At 38.5% G+C, this 22,468-nt stretch carries 25 protein-coding genes and 2 pseudogenes; 7 read left to right on the top strand and 20 right to left on the bottom strand.

The genetic code is table 11. From position 1 onward, the window contains the following. Positions 1–161: 161 nt before the first annotated feature. Positions 162–650, top strand: a pseudogene (locus ACTNA4_RS00135) (ABC transporter substrate-binding protein); the annotation flags it as partial. Between the two features lie 262 nt (positions 651–912). Here the strand turns inward: ACTNA4_RS00135 and ACTNA4_RS00130 are convergent. From ACTNA4_RS00130 to ACTNA4_RS00115, 4 genes and pseudogenes are all read right to left on the bottom strand, one after another. Next, complete coding sequence (locus ACTNA4_RS00130) at positions 913–1,140, bottom strand: type II toxin-antitoxin system MqsA family antitoxin (protein WP_441024533.1); 228 nt, start codon at positions 1,138–1,140, stop codon at positions 913–915. Positions 1,141–1,152: 12 nt separating this feature from the next. After that, a pseudogene (locus tag ACTNA4_RS00125) lies at positions 1,153–1,233 on the bottom strand (hypothetical protein); the annotation flags it as partial. Between the two features lie 22 nt (positions 1,234–1,255). Next, positions 1,256–1,597 carry a nucleotidyltransferase domain-containing protein gene (locus tag ACTNA4_RS00120; RefSeq protein WP_441028056.1) on the bottom strand — a complete coding sequence of 114 codons (342 nt, stop codon included), beginning with the start codon at positions 1,595–1,597 and terminating at the stop codon, positions 1,256–1,258. 225 nt (positions 1,598–1,822) lie between these two features. Beyond that, positions 1,823–2,191, bottom strand: coding sequence for a hypothetical protein (locus ACTNA4_RS00115; protein WP_441028054.1), 369 nt, complete (start codon positions 2,189–2,191; stop codon positions 1,823–1,825). A gap of 158 nt (positions 2,192–2,349) precedes the next feature. Between ACTNA4_RS00115 and ACTNA4_RS00110 the strand changes: the two genes are divergently transcribed. The 3 genes from ACTNA4_RS00110 (at position 2,350) to ACTNA4_RS00100 (ending at position 5,248) form a co-directional block, all read left to right on the top strand. Continuing rightward, positions 2,350–2,946 carry a hypothetical protein gene (locus ACTNA4_RS00110; protein ID WP_441028052.1) on the top strand — a complete coding sequence of 199 codons (597 nt, stop codon included), beginning with the start codon at positions 2,350–2,352 and terminating at the stop codon, positions 2,944–2,946. Between the two features lie 255 nt (positions 2,947–3,201). Next, complete coding sequence (locus ACTNA4_RS00105; RefSeq protein WP_441028050.1) at positions 3,202–3,507, top strand: hypothetical protein; 306 nt, start codon at positions 3,202–3,204, stop codon at positions 3,505–3,507. A gap of 394 nt (positions 3,508–3,901) precedes the next feature. After that, on the top strand, positions 3,902–5,248 hold the full coding sequence (locus ACTNA4_RS00100; protein ID WP_441028048.1) for an ATP-binding protein: 1,347 nt from the start codon (positions 3,902–3,904) through the stop codon (positions 5,246–5,248). 418 nt (positions 5,249–5,666) lie between these two features. Here the strand turns inward: ACTNA4_RS00100 and ACTNA4_RS00095 are convergent, their stop codons facing one another. The 8 genes from ACTNA4_RS00095 to ACTNA4_RS00060 form a co-directional block, all read right to left on the bottom strand. After that, complete coding sequence (locus ACTNA4_RS00095; protein ID WP_441027002.1) at positions 5,667–5,804, bottom strand: hypothetical protein; 138 nt, start codon at positions 5,802–5,804, stop codon at positions 5,667–5,669. A gap of 208 nt (positions 5,805–6,012) precedes the next feature. Beyond that, on the bottom strand, positions 6,013–6,876 hold the full coding sequence (locus ACTNA4_RS00090; RefSeq protein WP_441027000.1) for a hypothetical protein: 864 nt from the start codon (positions 6,874–6,876) through the stop codon (positions 6,013–6,015). After that, on the bottom strand, positions 6,848–7,705 hold the full coding sequence (locus ACTNA4_RS00085) for a hypothetical protein (protein ID WP_441026998.1): 858 nt from the start codon (positions 7,703–7,705) through the stop codon (positions 6,848–6,850). The genes ACTNA4_RS00090 and ACTNA4_RS00085 overlap by 29 nt, the downstream gene beginning before the upstream one ends. 98 nt (positions 7,706–7,803) lie before the next feature. Beyond that, positions 7,804–8,253 (bottom strand): GNAT family N-acetyltransferase, encoded by a 450-nt coding sequence (locus tag ACTNA4_RS00080; protein WP_441026996.1) that lies wholly within the window; start codon positions 8,251–8,253, stop codon positions 7,804–7,806. A gap of 23 nt (positions 8,254–8,276) precedes the next feature. After that, the gene (locus ACTNA4_RS00075; protein ID WP_441026994.1) at positions 8,277–8,804 is read right to left on the bottom strand and encodes a GNAT family N-acetyltransferase; all 528 of its coding nucleotides are present in this window, start codon (positions 8,802–8,804) and stop codon (positions 8,277–8,279) included. Positions 8,805–8,853: 49 nt separating this feature from the next. Then, complete coding sequence (locus ACTNA4_RS00070; protein WP_441026992.1) at positions 8,854–9,291, bottom strand: flavodoxin family protein; 438 nt, start codon at positions 9,289–9,291, stop codon at positions 8,854–8,856. A 13-nt stretch (positions 9,292–9,304) separates the two neighbouring features. Then, positions 9,305–9,727, bottom strand: coding sequence for a GNAT family N-acetyltransferase (locus ACTNA4_RS00065; RefSeq protein WP_441026990.1), 423 nt, complete (start codon positions 9,725–9,727; stop codon positions 9,305–9,307). Next, entirely contained in the window at positions 9,724–10,086 is a 363-nt protein-coding gene (locus tag ACTNA4_RS00060) for an MmcQ/YjbR family DNA-binding protein (protein WP_441026988.1), read from the bottom strand. Before ACTNA4_RS00060 ends, ACTNA4_RS00065 begins: the two co-directional genes overlap by 4 nt. 258 nt (positions 10,087–10,344) lie before the next feature. Here ACTNA4_RS00060 and ACTNA4_RS00055 point away from each other — a divergent pair, with 258 nt between their 5' ends. Both ACTNA4_RS00055 and ACTNA4_RS00050 read left to right on the top strand, forming a co-directional pair. Beyond that, a complete protein-coding gene (locus ACTNA4_RS00055) occupies positions 10,345–10,668 on the top strand; it encodes a MobC family plasmid mobilization relaxosome protein (RefSeq protein ID WP_002584953.1) in 324 nt (107 codons plus the stop codon). Next, positions 10,635–11,996 (top strand): relaxase/mobilization nuclease domain-containing protein, encoded by a 1,362-nt coding sequence (locus ACTNA4_RS00050; protein ID WP_441026985.1) that lies wholly within the window; start codon positions 10,635–10,637, stop codon positions 11,994–11,996. Before ACTNA4_RS00055 ends, ACTNA4_RS00050 begins: the two co-directional genes overlap by 34 nt. A 100-nt stretch (positions 11,997–12,096) precedes the next feature. Here ACTNA4_RS00050 and ACTNA4_RS00045 read toward each other — a convergent pair whose 3' ends face one another. The 8 genes from ACTNA4_RS00045 to ACTNA4_RS00010 form a co-directional block, all read right to left on the bottom strand. Further along, entirely contained in the window at positions 12,097–13,344 is a 1,248-nt protein-coding gene (locus tag ACTNA4_RS00045) for an ABC transporter permease (RefSeq protein WP_441026983.1), read from the bottom strand. A gap of 5 nt (positions 13,345–13,349) precedes the next feature. Beyond that, entirely contained in the window at positions 13,350–14,231 is an 882-nt protein-coding gene (locus tag ACTNA4_RS00040; protein WP_441026981.1) for an ABC transporter ATP-binding protein, read from the bottom strand. 21 nt (positions 14,232–14,252) lie between these two features. After that, entirely contained in the window at positions 14,253–15,026 is a 774-nt protein-coding gene (locus tag ACTNA4_RS00035; protein WP_441026979.1) for a hypothetical protein, read from the bottom strand. Then, positions 15,023–15,562, bottom strand: coding sequence for an RNA polymerase sigma factor (locus ACTNA4_RS00030; protein WP_441026977.1), 540 nt, complete (start codon positions 15,560–15,562; stop codon positions 15,023–15,025). The genes ACTNA4_RS00035 and ACTNA4_RS00030 overlap by 4 nt, the downstream gene beginning before the upstream one ends. Before the next feature lie 196 nt (positions 15,563–15,758). Further along, a complete protein-coding gene (locus ACTNA4_RS00025; protein ID WP_441026975.1) occupies positions 15,759–18,257 on the bottom strand; it encodes an ABC transporter permease in 2,499 nt (832 codons plus the stop codon). Further along, positions 18,250–18,951, bottom strand: coding sequence for an ABC transporter ATP-binding protein (locus ACTNA4_RS00020; RefSeq protein ID WP_441026973.1), 702 nt, complete (start codon positions 18,949–18,951; stop codon positions 18,250–18,252). The genes ACTNA4_RS00025 and ACTNA4_RS00020 overlap by 8 nt, the downstream gene beginning before the upstream one ends. A gap of 106 nt (positions 18,952–19,057) precedes the next feature. Next, positions 19,058–19,987 (bottom strand): sensor histidine kinase, encoded by a 930-nt coding sequence (locus tag ACTNA4_RS00015; protein WP_235250923.1) that lies wholly within the window; start codon positions 19,985–19,987, stop codon positions 19,058–19,060. Next, positions 19,975–20,643: a response regulator transcription factor gene (locus tag ACTNA4_RS00010; RefSeq protein ID WP_441026971.1), complete on the bottom strand. Its 669-nt coding sequence runs from the start codon at positions 20,641–20,643 to the stop codon at positions 19,975–19,977. The genes ACTNA4_RS00015 and ACTNA4_RS00010 overlap by 13 nt, the downstream gene beginning before the upstream one ends. Positions 20,644–21,904: 1,261 nt before the next feature. Here ACTNA4_RS00010 and tnpA point away from each other — a divergent pair. Continuing rightward, complete coding sequence (gene tnpA / locus ACTNA4_RS00005) at positions 21,905–22,315, top strand: IS66 family insertion sequence element accessory protein TnpA (protein ID WP_415940200.1); 411 nt, start codon at positions 21,905–21,907, stop codon at positions 22,313–22,315. Positions 22,316–22,468: the final 153 nt, after the last annotated feature.

Below are 22,468 nucleotides of genomic sequence, written 5' to 3'. Positions count from 1 at the left end.
TACCACTTTTAATGTTAGTACATTTATCTTGATTTCGCAACATTTTTTACCCAAATATATCCTATCCTAATTTTACAATACGCTTTTCCTCGTACACATTCTCACATTCCCCCATCCCGTGCATACCTTAAATCAGATACTTTTTTGTTCAGGAGGATACTATGAAAAAGAAAACCATCTCATTCTTACTGGCAGGCATACTTCTCGTAAGCCTGCTCCCTGCATGCTCGGCAAATGAAAGCAGTGATCCCGCTGCCGTTCCTGCTGCCACTGAAAGCAATTCCGAAAACACTGCTCACAAAAAAATGACGGAAGTTACTCTAAATGAAGTTGCACATTCTATCTTCTATGCACCGCAATACGTGGCAATCGAAGAAGGGTATTTTGAGGAAGAAGGAATTTCTCTCCAACTCATCACTGGTTTTGGAGCAGATAAAGTCATGACCGCCGTTCTTTCCGGGGAGGCCGATATCGGATTCATGGGAAGCGAATCTTCCATCTACACGTATCAGGAAGGTGCAAATGATGTGATCGTCAACTTCGCGCAGCTTACACAAAGAGCCGGGAACTTTCTTGTCGCAAGGGAAGAAATGGCGGATTTCTCCTGGGATGATTTGAAAGGGAAAGATGTGTTGGGTGGCCGAAAAGGTGTCGTACAATATACAATGTAAATCTTGAAACGATTATTATATTATGCAACTGGATTGATGGACTGAATAGTGCGAAAGCCGCACAAACAGCAACTTTTTAATATTTTACATGAGAAAGACGCTTCTGAAAAGAGGTGTCTTTATTGTAACACAAAATTTGACACGATAAAAACCATATTATACTCAAAACAATCCCAACAGTAAAATCATACTACAAATCGGGTTTGTCTAATAATTTCATATATTAAATTTGTTCTTCATTCTACGCTGCCTGCTTATAATCAATTACCGCAATTTCCTGCATCAGTTTCTTTGCCATATTTACAATCATTTCCAGTTTCTCAGCGACTTCATCGGTGTAGTATTTCTCGCCGCACTGGTCACATTCAAGGCATGGAACATTCTTGATTACGATGATGCAGTCTTTATAGTTCACAACGTGGGTTGTGGTACTCTGGATAGTAGTCGTATTTTTACAAAACATACACATATTTATTTCCCCGGTGGCAATCCCGTTTTTTACATCTGCTCTGCTGATATCTCTTTCCTGCATTCGTTCTAAACGATGACAGACCACATCCATTTTTGTTCCAACATCCAACGAATCAGGCTGCTTCATATAAAACCACCCCTTCTTTCTGTACATTGGTATAAAATGGATATGCTGCTGCCCATTGCTTAAAATGCTGAATATTTTTCACAACCGGCATCATCCAGATATCATAGTTTACATTATACTCATATCCCAGTTCTGACAATGCATCCGAGTAAGCATCCATTTCTTCCTGTGTTAAATCCACCAACAACATGATATCAACATCGGAATCGGATGTATAATCACCTCTTGCATAGGAACCATATAAAATGACGCTCTTGAGATGTGCGCCATAAATCTTTTGTACTTCTGATAAATACTGAGTAAGCAGTGTACGAATTGTTTGTGGCATACAATCGTTCCTCCTTTCTCCTGATAGTTTAAGTATAATCCAAATCAGAAAAATGCGCAACCAGTGTACGAATGTCCACACTGCAATGCTGACATTCTGGCAGATGGTTATAATTTGCCGATAGAAAGCGTATGGAGATATAAATATTTTTCACCGCACTGATCACATTCTGCAACACTCCGCAAAATTTGATTGTTAACAACATTCCCCAAAAGTGTCAATGCACTAATGTTTCGTGTATGTCTGATTCCCCAATAACTGATATCCCATCCCGTATAACTCAACATTTAATTCAATCACATTATATTGTTTTTTGTTGATGCATTCTTTCAAAAATTTCTCACGATCTTTTTCTTGTTCGGACATATGATATGATGAATTCATATATATTCCCGCGGCAGCAAATAATTCTTCTGATTGATCTAAATTTAATTCTAAAGCAAAACATAAGCTCCAGAGATAATTGCGATTCGCAGGAATCAATTCTCGAATGATACGTGACAATGTAGTTTTGTTCAGATTTGCTTTGCGTGCTACTGCGGCATCTGTTTTGTTACATTTGAATTTTTCATAAACTTCTTTAAATGACATCATAAATAATTCCTCCTTGTCTTTTTTATTTCAGGATAGCATTTGGGAATTTTTTTCGTTTTTTTCACAGAAAAATATGAAAGTTACATGTCGTGTAACCAAAAAGAATGCTTACAGATGTATACTTATAAGCAAGAAAACCAAAAAAGGAGATATCAAAAATGTTACAATTGACGGATTTATTAGGAACTGGAGATGCCAAAGCAAATGAATTAATTGCAAAATTCATTTCAAAAAGAATCTTGGAAATTGCAGAACCGTTAAAGGATGATGAATGGATGTTAGCCCGCTTTTTTCCAAAGTCGTATCCAAGACACAAAAGAAAAGCAGCTTTTTCAGACTTGATTGCTTTATTGAAATCAGAAAAAACATATATACCAGCACTTATCTTGGAATATGTTATGTATGAACTGATCAGATACGGAATTGAGCAGTGTGAAGCGTGCAATACAAGTACGACTATAAAGATGCAGCAGGAAGATCGAGAATATGTATTCAGTATTTTGAAACAAGAATGTGAAAAAATGATCGCTGATGAAGAGTGCGGAGAAAATGAAGATCCTTGTGAACTTACTGAAAATATGATGTCTGATATTGAAGATTTGGAAAGATGCGTAGAGTCTTGCTTTTGGGATTATGACTTTAAGCTTTTAGATCAAATGAGCGAAAAAGAAATATTCTATTCTGAATTGAACAAGATACTCGGAATCGGCACAAAGAAATCGATTATTTATCAGCCTGGAACAGTTACATATTAAGCTAAAATCCCCTGCCCCATATCCAGGAGCGGGGTATTTTTATATAATAAAGTGAAAAAGTTCCCAGGCCACAAAAATACTCTTCATCGTACGCCGGTTACAGAACCATTTTCCAGAGTAGAAAGTAAAAATAATACTACTGCTTTTCACCAACTAGGAAAGAGACTATCGCTCAAAAATCAATATTGCCGATTTCTGCAAATGACAATATAATAAAAAAAGAAGAGCGCATATAGATAAGGGAGGAACACATACATGACCGAATTTGAGCAGTACTTAGAGAAATTGCATGAAGAAGCAAATGAACATGCTTATATTGCCCTGAAAGCGCAAAGAAATTATCAACCTGATAGTTATGGAGCTGATGCTTTTGTAGAAGGTTATGTCCGAGGCTATGTGCAAGGCTACATGCAAGGTTGTATGGAATCTGCAACTGAATTCTTCCAAAATAATGATACTATTGACGACGAAATAAAAATGCAAATTTTCTTTGATGAAAAAGTAAAAAATGTAAAACAATTTGTAACGGAATTCCTATCTTATTACAATATGAATGACTAATATATAATATAATAAATCCACATGATTGAAAGCTGGCAATGCTCCGTTACATTGACTGTAACAACCGCATCAATAACATGGCGTTTCTCCACGATACATGCAGTGCGTTTACATATCTGATAATGTGGGCATCCTTCTCAAGAGGATGGCATATGGCAAACGTAAAAAAGATTATTTTAACAGCTTTCGGAATGATTGGCGGAGCAACGAGAAATCGTATAAAATCAGTTTCGAGATTCAGACCTATTTCTTGTATCAATATAAAAGTGTGATTTTACCTCCATAAAACTCGTATAATTTTGTGATTATGATTGTATTTTGGGAAACTTACGCATATAATAAAAGTGTGATCAAGAAACACTAAAACTCCAATAAAAGTGTGAGGTGTGAGTCTATGGAACGATTTATTTTGAAAAAGCTGCTGGACTGGAAGAATTCTCCCTACCGTAAGCCGTTGATCCTGAAGGGTGTACGTCAGGTGGGTAAGACCTGGATTCTGAAAGAGTTCGGCAAGCGTTACTATGAAAATACGGCTTATTTTAACTTTGATGAAAACGAAGAATACAAACAATTCTTTGAAACCACCAAGGATGTTGATCGTATTCTGCAGAACCTGATGCTGGCAAGCGGTCAGAAGATTGTGCCAGAAAAGACCCTCATCATCTTCGATGAGGTACAGGACTGCCCTAAAGTCATCAACTCCATGAAGTACTTCTGTGAGAACGCTCCACAGTATCATATTGCCTGCGCCGGTTCTCTATTAGGTATCGCTCTGGCAAAGCCATCTTCTTTCCCTGTGGGCAAGGTCAACTTTATGCAGATTGATCCCATGACTTTCTCGGAATTTCTGATTGCCAATGGTGACGAAAACCTTGCTGCATATTTGGAAAGCGTGGATACCATTGAGCCGATCCCCGATGCGTTCTTTAATCCTTTGTACGAGAAATTGAAGATGTACTACGTCACCGGTGGTATGCCTGAATCCGTTCTGATGTGGACGGAAGCCCGTGACGTTTCTGCAATGCAGGAGGCGTTGTCTGGCATTATCGGTGCTTATGAGCGTGACTTCGCAAAGCACCCCAATATCAGCGAGTTCCCGAAGATCTCTATGATTTGGAAATCTATTCCCTCTCAGCTGGCAAGAGAAAATAAGAAGTTCATTTACAAGGTTGTCAAAGAAGGCGCCAGAGCCCGTGAATACGAGGATGCTCTACAGTGGCTGGTAGATGCCCGACTGGTGCATAAAATCTACCGTAGCTCCGCTCCCGGCCTTCCTGTTGCTGCTTATGATGATCTGTCAGCCTTTAAGATTTATCTGGTAGATGTCGGTCTGCTCCGCCGTCTGGCACATTTGGCACCTACTGCTTTCGGTGAGGGTAACCGCCTGTTCACCGAGTTCAAGGGTGCATTGACCGAAAACTTTGTGCTACAGACTTTGCTTACACAGTTTGAAGTAGTTCCCCGCTACTGGGCACAAACCAATCCTCCGTATGAAGTGGATTTTCTGATTCAGCGAGAGAATGATATTTTCCCTGTTGAAGTCAAATCCGAAGCCAATACATCCAGCAAAAGCCTCAAGAAATTTAAAGAACTGTTCCCAGATAAGGTAAAACTCCGTGTGCGCTTCTCCCTGGATAATCTGAAGCTGGATAATGATGTACTGAACATCCCTCTGTTTATGGCAGACCAGACAGACCGGTTGATCAGACTGGCATTGGAACAAAGAAAAGTACAGCAATAGAAGGAGAGAGCAAACATGAAAGCAGACCAATTGATGGTGCCTGTATATATCAACGAAAAGATTGTTCTTGAATAAAAACTCAAAGCTTTTGAAATGATATTTTTTGCAAATTATTCTCATATAATGGAACCATGGTTCCAAAAATATGAGAATAATTATTAATCAAAACCATATTGTCATAACTCTTTTTTTCTCGTTTTCAACAATCGCAATAACTGGAAGGTCTTGCAGATCAGTTCGCCTTCCTTATAATTCTGGTGGAACGCAATCTAAATTACTCTTTGTAGGATTTATATTCCAAATGAATTTTATGAAGAGCATCGGCTGATCAGAATACCAGAATACAGATCCTTATGTAAAGCTAACGAAATATAAAGGGAAAGTGACTATCTCCGCCGGTTAATATTCTTCTTTTTTATTATGAAATCTTCCTTTCCATGAACCATTTATCTACTTCAAAAAACAAATGGCTTTCTTTACCCTGTACCATACAGGTGTACATCGTACCAACACCACCTGCTTTCCTGCTGGTACATCGCTCAATCTTGAGTATCATGTCAATCTTGTACTTTCTGCCGTCCTCCCAAACAAATAAAATTGGAATCAGGCATCCTTCTTTACTGAACTTGCATATGGCCAGTTTTTGCGGTCATCTGGGCCACATTTTCCGGCCAAAAGTACCGATACCCCTCGAACCACTATATATTGGTCGGTTTTCTAGATATATCTTCTGTATGCCATTTATAATGTGACTCATTGCTGATTTACACTTCATCAATTTCTACAGGTATCCACTTTCTTTGCATACGCTGAAGTCTCCATATTTTTCGGATATCTTCTTTTGGTACGTTGTAATCTCTTTTTAAAAAGATAATCGGATTATACATTGAAAGAAATGGTTTTCTTCTCATTTCAGTATATGCCAGTGCATTGATTGTATATTTCAACAATATACCTGTCTTTCTTTCTGCATCTATTTTGTCAGAAAATCCTTCTATATCCACCTTATCCAATGGCACTTCAAAAGAAACATAGTAATTATTACATTTATCAGCATAATTATCTGCAATACTATTCTTGTTGTAATAGATTGCTAAACTCTTCAAGAATTCTGGTGACCCCAGCCATCCCCTTACTGCTTCTTCTTCAAATTCATCCACAAAGAGATATCCATTAACATTATAATCGTTTAGTGTTTTCTCACCACCAAGCCGCATTTTTAAGTTTGTTCCCAACTTATTTTCCACTTCAACAATTTTATCATTCATGCTCATAACAATCTGTTTTTCATCAAACGAAAACGTAAACCCCAGTTCTTTTAAGTAATCAGATAAAGCAGTTTTTCTTGTTAATGCATGAGACAAAGTCAGCAAACCTTCCTGCCAAATACTTTCTTTGCTCTCTCTAGGTGTAATATGATTTACAATTAAAGAATCAATTCTTTTAGTTTCATTGCCATTTATAAGGCTGTCCAAATTCATCTGCTCGATGTTATGTTCATCATAATGATAATCTACAATTTCATCTGCATTTTCTATTACAAACTTTTTTACAACTTCCATATCAGTTTCCAATATTTCAGCAGCTGATATATACATCTCATTCTTCCCCAAAGTATTTAAGTACATCTTTCCTCCATTTCTCGGCAGGTACATATTCAATAATGTTTTCAGGTGCAATTACTGTATGTGGTTTCATATATGCAAAGATTTGTGATGCCGAATCACTAAATGCACTTTCAACTGCTCTTGATATTAGCAGTCTCCTCAACCCAGACCAATTATCCTGACTGTCTCTTTTATATTCGCTTTCATTGCCATAAAATGTAAAATAAGCAAAATCTTTTAACTTACTTCTAAATTTAACAACATACGGTTTACACATGTTTTTCCATTTCATATCAATTCCCTTTGTTGCCTCGTTCAAGAGTGATAGCGTGTAGAGAAATTCCGGTGCTTCATGAATGGTTGAGTAATCATAAATATCTTTACAAAACAGAAATGCATTGATCTGAAAATCATAATATATTTTATGTCCAATCTTATGCAACTGCTCATTTCTTTTTGAAATCACATCTAAACCATTATATTTTTCATAATTTACATCATAGGCAATATCACCTATATACATCATCTTACTCTTAATATCGAAACTTATACTGTTATTTTTTAGAAATCTGTTTAGATTGGTGTCATTACTCAATACCCACTGCAAGTTATGTAATCCATATTTCTTTATTTCAGCACACTCATCACTACAGCTAGTCACTTGAAATGCCACAATCTCCATGTTTTCTATATCTATCTTATCTATTATGGAACGGTATTTCTCATAGAATGTATCAAAATCGTTATGACATTCTATGATATATTTTTCTATAAATTCATGCATTTTTATCTGTAATACTCTATGTAACCAATAATATGATGTATTCGGATTTGTAATATCATAGTACATAACATTCCTTCTTTCTGACTAATGCCCATTTTTTGTTTACGACACATACCAATATTACTAAAACTCCAAACCTGCTTAGCTGGATACACAACTGGAAGTTATCTCTCCTTTATCATAACATAGTTTGTAAGAAAAATTCCTTGTCGTTCTACCTGTTGCTCTTTTACAACTTTATATCCTCTTCTTTCAAAAAATGGTCTCGCTGTAATAGAAGCATGGGTAACAATATTTCCCTGAACTGCTTGTTCCAGACAATTACAAATATCAGAAGCAATCCCTTTTCTCTGATAATCTGTATGGACAAACAGTCGATCAAGATAACCTTTGCGATCAATATCTCCAAATCCTACGATAATTCCGTCATTAACCGCAACCACGCTATAATGCTCTTGAAATGACTGGTCCCAATTTTTCAAATCTATTTGTCCTGTCGCCCATACATCTAATTGCTCTTTTGAATAATCTTTCGCATTTATTGTGTGAACTGTGTTATAAAAAAGCTCTGCCATTTTGTCACAGTCAGATGACTGATATTCTCTAATAAGCATATTTAAGTTCTCCAAATACTGATTTAAAGTGCTATCCAATATCGTTGAATGATTCCGCTCTCGCTAAGTCCAACATCATCAGGCACTTCATTTTCCAAAACTCCGCCATTTGTTATTATTGTTTTTCTTGAAGCCTCATTCGTTTTATCACATGTGAGCAAAACTCTTTTTTCTCCAAATTCTCTACAAACTGGTAACAGCAAGTTTAGCATTTCAATAGCATATCCTTTCCGTCGTTCGGACGGCAAAATGCTATAACCAATGTTCCCGCCATATTGAAAGAGAAACTGTGACAATGGATGACGGTAATCAATGATTCCGACAACTTTTTCATCATCAACCCGAACTGCTAAAAACACCTCAGAAGGAACGTATCCTTTCCTATATTTCTTTTTCAATCTACTTTCAAATTCAATCCACTCAGAAAAACTATTTACATCTTCAAGACCTGCGCACCCATCAAGACTATCGCCATTTTTAATCATAGCCGCTTTATATTGCATAACTTGATCTGCATATTCAATTGTTGGCCTTACTAATTTCAATCTCATACACTTTTCTCCACAAATCTGATTTATTACTGTCTTGTACAAGTATTCATTATTCCTGCAACCCTTTTACAAAGCATACCGCATCTTCCACATCTTTTATATCCGGATGTCCTTTCGCTATGCCACCAACCAATTTAAACGGTCCGAATGTATCATATCCTTTACAGCCGAATTTTCCAATTACACTGGCACGTTTTTCTTTCAAAATATCTTCAAGCGACTTATAATTTGCACTCCCACCATAAGTACAGATCAAAAATACCTTTTTATCCTCCGGCAGATTTTCCGAAGCAAATTTCAATATCGTCTGATGAAACTTTGAAAAGTATATGCCGGATGCCAAACCAATCCTATCATATTCCGATAAATCTGCTTTTGATTGATGCGCAGCGTTTATCAGGTCAACGCCACACTCTTCTGCAATTTTCTTCACTACCTTCTTTGTATTTCCATGATGCACGGATGCATAAACAATTACCGTTTTCATTTTTCCCTCCAACCTAACGATGCCATTCCATCGTATATTCTTCTTCTGATGTACTCTCATCTATTCCCTGATTAATAATTTGGAATCCATAATGCTGGTAAAATGACACTGCTCTCATATTCTTCTTATAAACATTCAACCGCAAATTATCTCGTGACTTCATAACGGTATGAAGCATCCCCGTCCCGACACCTTTCGATTGTTCCGCTGCTCTTACAAAAATCCCTGCAATATAGGTATCAATCAAACCGATAAATCCTCTGATCTGTCCATTTTCTTCTGACACTAATACTTCAGCTTTCGGTATCATGTCTTTCACCATTTCATAATTATCTTTCCAATAATCTGCCCCTATAAAAGAATGTGACTCCATATTGACCTGAAGCCATATGGACATTACCTGATCCAAATCCTTATTTTCAAATCTTCTTATCATTTCCGCAATCCATCAATCAGATCATAACTCATATCCAGAAAATCCAATATTTTCGATTCTCCTACTGTTCCATCCAACAAAATCGTAATCCAATGCTTCTTATTCATGTGATAGCCCGGCAGAAAACCATAGGTCTGGATAATCATTCCTGTCATTTCCGGATCACATTTCACATCTATAATTTCCACGGTACCGTCTCCATTCAAACCAAGTTTGGATTTTTCGACATTCATGATCACCGCATACCATTTTCCATTTTGGTGGCGAAGTACTGCACTATCTGGAGAACTGCTCCACAAATATTCCGGTATTGTTCCATACTGCTTCTTTACATATTCAAAGATTTCTTCTCTATCCACAATCTATTCACACCCCTGGATGTTCTCGTATCTTGACAATAATCATACCACATTTTCATGATCTGCACTACCTGTTCAGTTTCTCAAATTCTTTTGCATTTTTCTTTTCTCTCTGAATTTATCTATTAGAGGGTATAACAGCAAGGACAGGAAGTGTATATACACTTCCGCAAAAATGGCAATTTAGGGAACCCTGCCCTAAATTGAAAACCCCAAAGCACCCCGAAACCGAATTACGTACGGAAGGAGAGAATGAACATGTCAAACAGAAAAAGAAACATCCAAATATTATTTTGTGTTACTCCAGAGGAAAAGAAGCTGATCCGCCAAAAGATGATTCTGTCAAAGACCAGAAACATGGGCGCCTACCTTAGAAAAATGGCTATCGACGGCTATATCATCAACACTGACACAACCCCGATCAAGCAGGTGTATGAAGAGATGCACAAAATCGGTGTAAATATCAATCAAATTGCAAAAAAGGTAAACACCACTGGTGAGTTGTACCCGGAAGAAATGGAAGAATTGAAAAGGATGGTAAACGAGATATGGCATATATTAAAATCTTCCCCATTAAAGTAACTGACAAAAAAGCACTGGACTATATTATGAATCCGGACAAAACCGAAGAGAAATTATTGATTTCCAGTTTCGCCTGTTCCCCTGAATCTGCTGATCAGGAATTTGCTTTCACCAGAGAAGAAGGTAAAAAGAACGTGATGGACAAAGGTAACAATCTGGCATTTCATTTAATTCAATCTTTTAAGCCTGGAGAGGTTGACGCTGAAACCGCACATAAGCTCGGCAAAGAATTTGCTGACGAAGTACTAAAAGGGAAATATGAATATGTCATCAGTACCCATGTTGACCAGAACCATATTCATAACCATATCATTTTTAATGCTACCAGCTTTGTTGACCACCATAAATATGTCTCCAATAAACGCAGTTATCATAAAATCTGCCGGATCAGCAACCGTATTTGCCAGGAAAACGGTCTGGCCACCAGTATGCCAACCGGCGAAAAAGGGAAATCTTATAAAGAAAATATGGAATACCATCGTGGAAACAGCTGGAAAGCAAAACTAAAAGTCGCTGTAGATAAAGCGATCTGGTCATCCATCAACTATGATGAGTTTCTTCAAAAAATGAAGCTTGCCGGATATGAGATCCGTCAGGGAAAGAACCTGGCTTTCCGGGCACCGGAGCAAAAAAACTTTACAAATATGAAATCTCTGGGTAGCTATTACACAGAAGAAAATGTATTACTCCGCCTTGAGAAAAACCGGCATAAAACAAAATCTCCACGTAACGTCTCCAGAGAAGTACGGCTTTTTATCAATATCTCTGCTTACGTGAGCACCGGCAATCGTGCCGGATTTGAACGGTGGGCACAACTCAATAATCTGAAAGAAGCAGCCCGAACCTTCAACTATTTATCAGAAAATAATCTTTTAAACTACGAAGACTTTCAACAGCATATCACCGATATTGAAGATGCTATCCATACAACAGAACAGCACCTTGCAGATTTGACTGACGAAATATCTAAAGAAAAAATCATTCAAAAGCATTGTGATTCTTATCGTATCTGTCGAAAAATTATCGAAAACGGGAAATCTGCACCTGACCCAAAATCATATAAGATAAACCATCTGGCAGAATATCAGCTTCACGATACTTTAAAAAAACAGCTACTGGATCTAGGCATTACCAAAATCCCATCTCCAGAACGACAACATGTAAAAATAGAAAACCTGGAAAAAGAACATTCAGTAGTCGTAAAGGAAAAGCAAAATCTTCTTAAAAGACAAAAAACACTAAATATCATCCAAGCAACTTTTCAATCTCTATTAGACAGTTCAAGGCAAACGAAACAAGAAACTGCTCATGATACAGTTCAGTTATAGCAAATAGAAAAGTAGGCGCTTTCTATAAGGGAAGACAGACGGGACTGTCAATGATTAACAATGCGCTAACCATAGACCGTCCCCACCATCTTTACTGTTTCTAATTTACTTTATGCTTTGAATAAGAATGTACTGTTAAAAATGCAAATAATGGAATTTCAATTAAATTTGCAGCGACCATCACACAAGGAAGCCAAACAGCCATATTGCCAATATTCCAAAAATTAAAATCTATCACCGCATATAAAATACTTGTCTGTAATCCAACACCGCTTGCTGGCAAAACCGGATAAATCCAGTTTCCAATTTCTGCCGGGAGTGCCATATAGATAATTATCGGCAGCACACAGAATAACAGCGCAGTCGACAGGGACGCCACTATATTTTTGAATTTTGAAGAAAGGTACAAAGTAAAACTAATCGTTGCCAGTATACAAAGCAGTCCGGTAATGGCGATATAATATTGCATCTGCCCGATATTCATGTCAGGCAGGTTTACGATAGAGAACAGCATCTGTATGGATGATTTCGTACATTCCCAACCGAAAAAGTTATTTGATACAAGAATATAGATCACAGCGCAAAGGGAATAAGTAATTCCACAAATCAAAAACGCAGATATTATTTTTGTAATGGCAAATTTCACGTTTCCATATTTCGTACATCGCAAGATATCATCTGCTCCAGTCTGATAATCAGAAGTAAATACCGGCGCTGCAATGACTGTACAAAGAAGAACAATCACAAAGGCAAGGAGCATTTGGTAATCCATGGCATCCGTATTATACCCCGGATAAATCTGATATGGCTTTTTTACCTTATCATACATAGTTACCGCAGTTTTTTGTGCCGCAGGATACTTCTGTTGTTCCATCTTCATTAACGAGATAATGCGTTCTTCACATACATCATAATAATTGTTGATTTCCTCTGGATCAATTTCCATAATAGATGAAGCAATCCCCGTATCGGGATCTGCAAAAGCTTCTTTTACACCATGTAAAAGCGGGGCATACGGTAGGATTTCCGATTGATATACTCCTTCCGGCAGATTGTAAGACTCTTCCACACCATATTTTTTCAAACAGGACTGATAGTTTTCAACCGCCTGCCTTACTTTTTCCGAGGTAACCATACCAGCCACATCTTCCTGCAGTTCTTTCTCGTATTGAATAGACTTCAACCCACTCAGTTTTACAGTATTTCCATTTTCATCCGTATAACTGTTTTGGCAAAATGTAACGGGAAGCCAGGCCATAAGAAAAGAAAGTAATAAAGCCAGAAATAACAGTATCATTGTTGATCTTGTTTTTAATACTCGTTTCATTTCAAGTCTCAATAAACGCATAGATGTCACCTCCTATCAGATGTTTCCTGGGGAAACATCCATAAATACAAATCCTCCAGGTGCGGCGTTGCTGGCTGGGAATTATCAGTATATGGTTCTTCTGCAAGATAACGGATAGATATCTGATTGTTCTCTTCATTACGTAGATTTACAATTTGGAGTTTATGCTCATATTCTGGCAAACAATCCATCGGAATAAGAGCAGTCCACACCTTTCCGTCAATCATTTTTACCAGTTCTTCCGTAGTTCCTTTCGCAAGAAGTCTTCCATCTTTCATAACCGCATTTTGGGTAGCAATATATTCCACATCTGGAACAATATGAGTTGAGATCAGGACAATTCGGTCATGTGCAAATTCAGAAAGTAAGTTCCGAAAACGCACCCGTTCTCCAGGGTCAAGCCCACTTGTCGGCTCATCCAATATTAAAACCTCTGGATCATTTAATAGAGCCTGTGCAATTCCTACCCGGCGTTTCATTCCACCAGACAGTTTTGCTATTTTTTTATTTCTGACATGAGACAATGTCAGTTGTTCCATAAGTTCATTGATCTTACGTTTGCTTTCCTTTGTGTTAAGTCCCTTTAGAACCGATACATATTCCAGATAATCTTTTACCGTAAATTCCGGATAAAACCCAAATTCCTGCGGAAGATAGCCAAACACGTCACGATATTTTTCTTTTAAATGACTGATTGGAATGCCATCATACAGGATTTTCCCAGCCGATGGTTTCATAATACCTGCAATCATACGCATCAGGGTTGTTTTTCCTGCACCATTGGCCCCTAACAATCCCCATACACCTGGTGTAATATGCAGGGAAACATCGTCCACCGCTGTGATGTCCTTAAATTGTTTTGAAATATGTTCTATATATAACTCCATATACCTTTCCTTTCTGCCCTATCAGGCAATCTGCATTTCCGTGTAGGACGAATGATAGATGATATAGTGAAACTGCTGTATACAAAAAGAAACGAGCAGCACACATATTACCAGCCATCTTACAGAAAAAGACTGCTGAAATAAAACTTCATACTGACCGAGGATGCCTGGAATAATTATCATAAAAAATAAGCACAATCCTATACTGCCTGTCAAGAAATGCTTTGGCGTAAAATGTCCAAGCATAAACAGACAACCACTGCTTACCAAAAGAAATGGGAAACATAAATAGAGGATTATACAGTCTGCCTGTAACGAGGTTTTTACGATTGTAGTAAAGAAAATCCCGCTCATCATAAAAACATCCCCAATGCCAATTATAATCAGTTTTGCCATAAGCAATTTTACGGAGGAAAACCGGGTTGCCGCTTCAATTTCCTGCATTTGATAATGGACAGAACGATAGATAAATGGTAAGGCAATCATAAAAAGCAGAATAGAGAAACAAAACAGCAGCTTTGCCACAAACTGGGGACTTTCCCTGTAATCATAAAAGCAGGTAAGCAGGTAACTGATAAACAATAAGAATATCCCTTGTATGCTCCAGATCTTCCAGCCAATATACTTTGTCTGCATAATCAGAAAGCGTGAAAATGAAATACGCTCTCTTTTTTTCTTCTGACAGGCTTCCTCCTTTACAAGCAAAATTGTATTTTCGAAATGTTTCTCATTTGCTATAGTATAAGGTTGATGTAATGCCCGTTTTAATTTCTTTTCAAAATCCTGTTCTTTCACAATAATCCTCCTTCCTCGATTTCCTTTTTTATTTTTTTCAAGGCAGAACGTAATCTGGATTGTACTGTCCGCAATGGCATATCTACCACTTGTGCAATTTCACGCAGTGTCAGATCCTGTCCAAATCGTAAAATGACAATTTCCTGCAAGTCTGTTGGTAAATTCTTTACAAGCTGTTTTAATACCATATCCGATTGAATGTTCTCAAAACCCGGTTCCAAATACGCCGATTCGATGGTTACCTCTTCTAATGATATATCCTGGCAACGATTCTTTCGCTGCATATCAATGCAGGTATTTGCAGCTATTTGATATAAAAATGGCTTGAATCTGCCTTGATGAGTATACCGGTCAAAATAGCGTATTACCTTTAAAAATGTTTCCTGTGTTGCATCCTCGGCAAGAGAACGGTTTGGAGCGTGCCAGAGACAATAACGCAAAATTTCAGGATAATATATCCCGATCAATTCGTCTGCTGCACTACGATCTCCCTGCTCCATTCTTTTTATTAATTCATCTTCGCGCGTCAAAATCATTCCTCCTAAGGGCGTCCCCTTATAAATATATAACGAAATACACATTCCAAAATGATTTAGTATTTTTCTTTTTGTTTAGTTTCTTTTTACCTATCCAGTGTACCATGAAAATATGCCACTGTTACGACAATAAAAAAACTGCTGATACATGAAGTCATTGGTATCATGTATCAGCAGATGATTTGATTTTCTGAAATCACTCAACTCCCTTAATTCTTTCGACAACAGTTCCATTCTTTTCCAAAATAATCCAGGAAAGGACTGGAACCATAGTACAAACCAGCAAACTGATTCCCACTGCAAATAAAAGTGGAAGTAATGGCACTGAAAACGCAATCCCCCGATAATTCATTGATTCATAAAGAAGATACGTTACTCCCATTCCTACTGTTAGCGTAACAAGCCATGCGCCGCCTGCATAGAAAACTCCTTCCCTGACCAGCATTCCAAGAAGCTGCTTCGGGGTCATCCCGATACTCTCCATAACCGAAAGCTCCGTCATCCGGCTCTGCACATTTACTACAAAGGTGTTCATGTAGTTCATGATTCCGATAAAAGCCAGAATCAACACAATCCCGATTCCCAGTTGCGGCATATTGCCCTGTGCTTTTTCAATCTCATCTGCATCTTCGATTTTGGATTCCCAGGAAAAGTCTTTTGCATTGTCATTTTTTTCTAATAACGCCAGGATTTGTTGCTCTGTATCTCTATCATATTCTTTGTGATATTTTATGCTGGTCTTAAGTGTAATTGGATGATTGGCAAATGTTTTCACCACCTGATCACTGGCTATAATCGTCGGTGGGTATCCAAGGAGTGCCGTATAATAATTCTCGTCCGTAACTCCTTCTATGGTAAAGGTTTTTGTCGTTTGTTGATCTTCATACAAAGCACATGTCACATTTTTTCCTATGATATCATCATCTGCGAGATCCAAACCATTTCGATAAACAATACATGCTTTTCCCGAAAGGAAGTCCCCTTTATTGATCGGATGCTCAAGACTGTTATTTAAATAATCAAATTCCTGTTCATCAATTCCAATCAGAGAGGATCCAAAATTCTCAGGATGATTCTGATACTCGTCCTTTTCCTTACCATATGGAATGCTCATCCACTTTGCATAAAATTCTTTCATCCACATCTCAGCAAAATCCGGTTCCCATGGAACTGTAATCTCGGCAAATATCATAGAATGTACTTCAGAGACTCCAGCATTTTCTTTGATCGACTTCACGAGAGATTCATCCAGAACGTCTCTTCTGTCTTCTGATTTTTCTTTGCATGCCGTATCATTTTGAATGACCATATCCGTATCCATATAATTTGACACTATGGTTCTTGCTGCCTGACTGTCCAGCATGGTCACAATACAAAGGTACACAGACAGACTGGCTGCCAAAGACAACAGTACCACCGCAGTTCTTTTCTTATCCTTTGTAAACTGCTCCATAGAAAGTCTTGCTATTACTTTCCCCTTTCCTGCTTTTCTTTCTTTTACGGTTTTATGGGTCGGACGATAACCAAGCGCTTCTATTGGAGAGATATCTGCTGCCATTTTTGCCGGTTTTTGGCTGGCCAGAAAGATGGTAACTCCAACCAGTAAGATGGTTGCCAGCAGAACTGCCGGATGAAAACGAATCATATCTGCTCCAACATAACCACTTTTGATTCCAAGTGATTTAACTACAACAGGAATCAGGAAAAAGGATACCAGCCCACCTGCCAGGCATCCAAGTACTGTCCCTGCAGATCCTATCAGAAGCATCTGTTCCTTCATCATCCTTTTTATCTGCTTTTCCGTCATTCCGACCGTCTGAAGCAGACCATAATAACGAACTTTTCCAGCTACGGAAAGATACATAATATTATAAATAAGCAGATACGCACACAAACAGGTAACCGCAATCAAGCCAATAAGGCCTGCCAAGATCTGAACCGATGCGCCAAGATCTTCCATGAAGAAAAGATTCTGCTGCTTTCCAAGGTTCATACTTTCGATAAAAGCATTCTGCTCTGTTTTTGTCATTATTTTTTGCTTAAAATCCATAAAGTAACGACCGGAAGCTGCCTGAGAAAGCTTCCATCCCGATTGATCATAGAATTCTTTCGAGACATAAAACTGTTTCTTGGGTCCATATCCGTCCCAGATTCCACAGATTCGAAAAGTCCCTGTAAAGATTCCCTCATGTGTTCCATAAGACATAGCAAGGGTATCGCCGACATCAAGATTTTCGTAACCACATTCTTTTAAAGCAGATTTTGTTACCATTATCTCATCCAAAGCTGTCGGATAGCTTCCTTCCAGCTTTTCTCTGACCGGCTCCATCATCTGTGTCCAATATCCATCATCTGCCCAGATCAGTCCCACATTAGGTGTGGAATCCTGATCTGTTTTTTCTACCCATCCACAGACTCCCACCGCACCTGTCAGAACGATATCCGGGTTGTTCTCACACATTTGCTTCTGTTCATCCGTCACCCCATACATGATTGCATCAAATTCAGCTCCTGACATACGGATGTTCTGAATTTTCTGAAGTCTAAAATAAGAATCTCCAACTGTGAATATTGTGAATACCAAAAAGGAAGAAAGAAGAACCGCAAGGAACAAAGTAATGGTCTTTCTCCTGTTTACTTTTAAAGCATTCCGTGCCATCCTCTTGATCACTTTCTGATTCGGATTCTTAAGCATAGGAATCACTTCCCTTCCTGGTATCTCCTACAATCTTTCCGTCCTCAATATGTACGATACGATCTGCAAGCTGTGCAATGTCTCTGTCATGCGTGATCAGGATCAATGTCTGGCTGAACTGTCTTGCTGCCATTTTCAAAAGTCCAAGTACATCATGGCTGGTAACCGAATCCAGATTTCCCGTCGGTTCATCAGCCAGAATAATGGCGGGCTTCGCCGCAAGCGCCCTGGCAATCGCAGCCCTCTGCTGCTGTCCACCAGATAATGTTCCAGGAAGAGCTTCCCTCTTCTCTGACAACCCTAACAGTTCGAGTATCCCATCCACATACTCCACATCAACCTTTCTCCCATCCAGTTCCACCGGAAGAATAACATTCTCATATACATTAAGATCCGGGACAAGATTATAATTTTGAAAAATAAACCCGATCTTTCTTCTGCGGAATATGGCAAGCTGTTCTTTTTTCAGACCCAGAAGGCACTTACCCTCTACCAACACCTCCCCTTCTGTTGGCACATCCAGTCCACCCAGCATATGCAAAAGTGTACTTTTCCCGGATCCGCTTTTTCCGATAATCGCAACGAATTCCTGATCTTTCACACGAAAATCTACGCCATCCAATGCCTTTACCGTATTTTCACCCATTTGATAGTATTTTTTTAAGCTTCTTGTCTCTACAATGTATTCTTTCATTGGTTTGCCTCCTTCTTTTGATACTCTATAGAATATCTCCTAAAAATCACAAACCTGTCTCAATTTTCAATTATCACAAGATTGTGACAATCCCCGATCGGTTATGTTACGATTCATTCACTGGAAAATACAGGCGAAAACACGCTCCTTTTCCCATTTCAGACTGTACTTCTATGTAGCCCTTCTGAAGCTCCATGATTGTTCTTGCAAGATATAATCCGATCCCAACCCCTGGTTTATCATGAACCTCCGGCTCACGGTAAAATCTTGTAAAGATCTCTGCCTGCCTCTCCGGGGCAATCCCTTTTCCAGTATCGGAAATACTGATCTTAAAAAATAATTCCTGTCTTTCTGTCTGAATATGGATCTTTCCACCGGGTTCGGTATACTTGAGTGCATTATCCAGAATATTATAAATTGCTTCCTCCGTCCATTTGCTGTCATGACGAATCATCATGTTTTCTTCGCAGTTCACATATAGATCAATCCCCTTCAACGCCGCCTCCGGAACCACATCGGCAACTGCGTGGCGAATTGTTTCGTATAGATTTTGGTCTTCCTTATGTATTTGCAGAATTCCCGTTTCAAGCCTTGACATTTTTACCATGCTCTGCATTAAAAAATCAATTTTTTCCATCTGTCCTTTGATTTTTCCCAAAAACTCCTGACCGTTTTGCGAAAACTCCTCGTCCTCAAGGAGTTCCAGGTATAGTTTTATATTGGCAATGGGCGTCCTTGTCTGATGGGATATATCAGAAATCAATCCCTTTACTCTTTCTTTCTCACGAAAACCGTCTTCTTCTTTTTTCCGAAATACGTGCCCGGCTTTCGCTAATTGTGTTCCTGTTCTTCCCCAGAGGCTATCCTCCAATTCTTCTTCCATATTCCATTCTTTTCCTGTTACGATAGCATCCAGAGCATCTTCCACCTTTTCAGCAAACAACTTCGCTTCTTTTTTTATCCGGTAGTTTTTCCATAACAATACCAGTACTGCTGCAAATAAAATTATCATCATGATACACATCAGCCAATCCATTGATATCCCATCCCATATACATTTGAAATATACCTGTGATTCTTATCTTCAATCTTTCCTCTCAGACGATTCACATTTACTGCCAGTGCGTGCTTGTCCACAAACTGTCCTCCACTGTCCCACAGCCGCTCCAATAACAGATCATAAGTCAGAAGCTGTCCCCGGTTCATAAGAAATTGACGAAGCAGACGGCACTCTGTCGGTGTGACGGGGCATTCCTGACCTTTTACCGTTACTCGTGCATGATCCAAATCTATATATAAATACTCATCTGCAAAAATCAGACGATTGACCGAAGCAGTTCTTTTTAAAATGACTTCTATTTTTCTAAGTAAAATCTTCATTGAAAATGGTTTTGTAACGTAATCTTCTGCCCCGGATTCATATCCTGCCAGAGCATCCTCCTCCATATCCCTGGCTGTCAGGTAAATGACCGGAACTTCTCTTTGCTTTTTTACCCACTGGCAAAAAGAGAAGCCCTCGCCATCTGGAAGATTCACATCCAGAAGAACCATATCTATCTGATTCTCAATAAAAATCTGCTTTCCTTTCTCCATAAAAGTCACACCATAAACTCCATATCCTGACTTTTTCAAAGAATAACAGATCGCCTGATTCAAATCATAATCATCTTCCACAACTAATATATTCTGCATATCCTAATTCCTCCGATACAGATTCTCACAAAGATATCCCTGTATAGTAATGATACTCTTCAATATTGTACCACAGACTTTTCCTGGGTATGGAAAAAAAAGAAAGAATCTCAATTTTGTGATTATCCAGTGCACAAAAAATGAAGATATTTTACAAGCTGTTTTACTTTTCAAATGTTAAAATGGGAACAGCAAGGAGGGAACACAATTTGTATTTCACTAAAATGAGCTAAGGTCATATTTTTTCTCAAAATTCGCCCCTAGCTCATTTTACATTTCCTCACAATTACTATCAAATAATTGTGCATTTTTGAAAGTTTCCACTTATTTTAATCATGCCACTTGAGTTCTTAGCAATACTCTTGCAAATATTGAATAGCCTCTGCTTTATCAAATCCCAACTCAAACATTTTACTCAAATATGAGCAGCAAAGTACTTTAATAGTCTCTTGCTTTTTGTGTTGGATGTAATCACGATCTTTGGTAACACTGTATTTATGCCCCTTGAAGAAATCATGAATTCTTCTTTTTATATTATATTTTTAGACTTTAAAACAGTATTCGGGTTAATGTCCAACATCTTCACCATTTCATGTGCAGACGGAAGTATTTCTCCAGCATGAAGTTCTCCACCTAATATGGAATATTGTATTTTATGCGTAAGCTGCTGATGCTCGGAGCAATATCGTGAAACTGCTACATTTTATAGATCATCTTTTTCTTCTCTCCTCAAATAATTATCTTGATGGTGATATACCCCATTTCATAAATAAGAAAAAGTAATATACCTGTGAGTATTAGCAGTATTCCGATTAGGATCACGCTGATACTTCTGAATTGTCATTTACAATTGTATATGAATATTCCGGCCTTGATGGCAAGAATATTCATTCTGATTTCGTGAATTCCAACAGGATTAAGTCCATTTGTCGGTTCGTCAATAAAATGGGGTCCCTCTGAAATCCCTTGAAACACCTGACTTTAACGGCATACAGTGTATGTGCCAGATTACATCATGTAACAGCAACCAATTGGGAATCCCGGCGCTATATGAATATGGATCATCTTTTCAGGTCAGAGGATGATCTGGCGTCTGATATCATAGCTGGTAGACTGCCGGCTACCCAACGGCTAAATTTTACTTTTGCGAAAAAATCGTAAGCGCCAAATATTCCTGCGGATTTCCTGATCCTCAAGTTTTGCCTATAATTGTAGTCGATAGATATTTAGACTATTTCACTACAATTATGGAGGATAGGTTATGGCAGGTACTAGCAGAGCCCGTGTCCCGATGGCGGAACAGATCAGGCTTATCAATGAATGCCGCCAGAGCGGCATGACAGATGCTGACTGGTGTCGTGAGAACGACATTGCAGTAAGCACTTTTTACAACTGGGTCAGCCGCTGTCGGAAAGCAGCAGCGGATCAGATCCCACCACCGAATTATGGTCATCTTGAGGTTCCCCGCCCGAAACAGGACGTGGTTCCCATTGGCATTGTTCCGGATCACATTTCGGAACAGCATACAGCATCACAGATGCAAAACTCGTACCTTGACAATTCACATACGATTGAAGTTGCTATGAAGGATATCACAGTCCGCATCAGCAATGATGCAGATCCGGTCCTGCTCACCAGGACATTCCGCCTGCTTCAGGAGCTCTCATGTTAGGTGACATCTCCGGACTTGAGAAGATCTACATTGTCTGCGGCTATACCGATTATCCGAGAATTATTATTATTCGAGAAGTTTCACATTGACTCACTCTTGTGGGGTGATTACCCAAATCTTCTCGAATAACGATATATAGCTTATCCTTATTAT

The sequence above is a fragment of the Bariatricus sp. HCP28S3_A7 genome, assembly GCF_052066375.1.
Classification (GTDB): domain Bacteria; phylum Bacillota; class Clostridia; order Lachnospirales; family Lachnospiraceae; genus Allocoprococcus.
Note: the sequence above shows the minus strand (reverse complement) of the source record. Positions and strands in the feature narration are given on the sequence as shown.

Coding starts and splice junctions, on each gene's coding strand:
- ACTNA4_RS00130 (WP_441024533.1), bottom strand. CDS start 1,140: ATGTGTATGTTTTGTAAAAATACGACTACTATCCAGAGTACCACAACC.
- ACTNA4_RS00120 (WP_441028056.1), bottom strand. CDS start 1,597: ATGCCACAAACAATTCGTACACTGCTTACTCAGTATTTATCAGAAGTA.
- ACTNA4_RS00115 (WP_441028054.1), bottom strand. CDS start 2,191: ATGATGTCATTTAAAGAAGTTTATGAAAAATTCAAATGTAACAAAACA.
- ACTNA4_RS00110 (WP_441028052.1), top strand. CDS start 2,350: ATGTTACAATTGACGGATTTATTAGGAACTGGAGATGCCAAAGCAAAT.
- ACTNA4_RS00105 (WP_441028050.1), top strand. CDS start 3,202: ATGACCGAATTTGAGCAGTACTTAGAGAAATTGCATGAAGAAGCAAAT.
- ACTNA4_RS00100 (WP_441028048.1), top strand. CDS start 3,902: ATGGAACGATTTATTTTGAAAAAGCTGCTGGACTGGAAGAATTCTCCC.
- ACTNA4_RS00095 (WP_441027002.1), bottom strand. CDS start 5,804: ATGATACTCAAGATTGAGCGATGTACCAGCAGGAAAGCAGGTGGTGTT.
- ACTNA4_RS00090 (WP_441027000.1), bottom strand. CDS start 6,876: ATGTACTTAAATACTTTGGGGAAGAATGAGATGTATATATCAGCTGCT.
- ACTNA4_RS00085 (WP_441026998.1), bottom strand. CDS start 7,705: ATGTACTATGATATTACAAATCCGAATACATCATATTATTGGTTACAT.
- ACTNA4_RS00080 (WP_441026996.1), bottom strand. CDS start 8,253: ATGCTTATTAGAGAATATCAGTCATCTGACTGTGACAAAATGGCAGAG.
- ACTNA4_RS00075 (WP_441026994.1), bottom strand. CDS start 8,804: ATGAGATTGAAATTAGTAAGGCCAACAATTGAATATGCAGATCAAGTT.
- ACTNA4_RS00070 (WP_441026992.1), bottom strand. CDS start 9,291: ATGAAAACGGTAATTGTTTATGCATCCGTGCATCATGGAAATACAAAG.
- ACTNA4_RS00065 (WP_441026990.1), bottom strand. CDS start 9,727: ATGATAAGAAGATTTGAAAATAAGGATTTGGATCAGGTAATGTCCATA.
- ACTNA4_RS00055 (WP_002584953.1), top strand. CDS start 10,345: ATGTCAAACAGAAAAAGAAACATCCAAATATTATTTTGTGTTACTCCA.
- ACTNA4_RS00050 (WP_441026985.1), top strand. CDS start 10,635: ATGGCATATATTAAAATCTTCCCCATTAAAGTAACTGACAAAAAAGCA.
- ACTNA4_RS00045 (WP_441026983.1), bottom strand. CDS start 13,344: ATGCGTTTATTGAGACTTGAAATGAAACGAGTATTAAAAACAAGATCA.
- ACTNA4_RS00040 (WP_441026981.1), bottom strand. CDS start 14,231: ATGGAGTTATATATAGAACATATTTCAAAACAATTTAAGGACATCACA.
- ACTNA4_RS00030 (WP_441026977.1), bottom strand. CDS start 15,562: ATGATTTTGACGCGCGAAGATGAATTAATAAAAAGAATGGAGCAGGGA.
- ACTNA4_RS00025 (WP_441026975.1), bottom strand. CDS start 18,257: ATGCTTAAGAATCCGAATCAGAAAGTGATCAAGAGGATGGCACGGAAT.
- ACTNA4_RS00020 (WP_441026973.1), bottom strand. CDS start 18,951: ATGAAAGAATACATTGTAGAGACAAGAAGCTTAAAAAAATACTATCAA.
- ACTNA4_RS00015 (WP_235250923.1), bottom strand. CDS start 19,987: ATGGATTGGCTGATGTGTATCATGATGATAATTTTATTTGCAGCAGTA.
- ACTNA4_RS00010 (WP_441026971.1), bottom strand. CDS start 20,643: ATGCAGAATATATTAGTTGTGGAAGATGATTATGATTTGAATCAGGCG.
- tnpA (WP_415940200.1), top strand. CDS start 21,905: ATGGCAGGTACTAGCAGAGCCCGTGTCCCGATGGCGGAACAGATCAGG.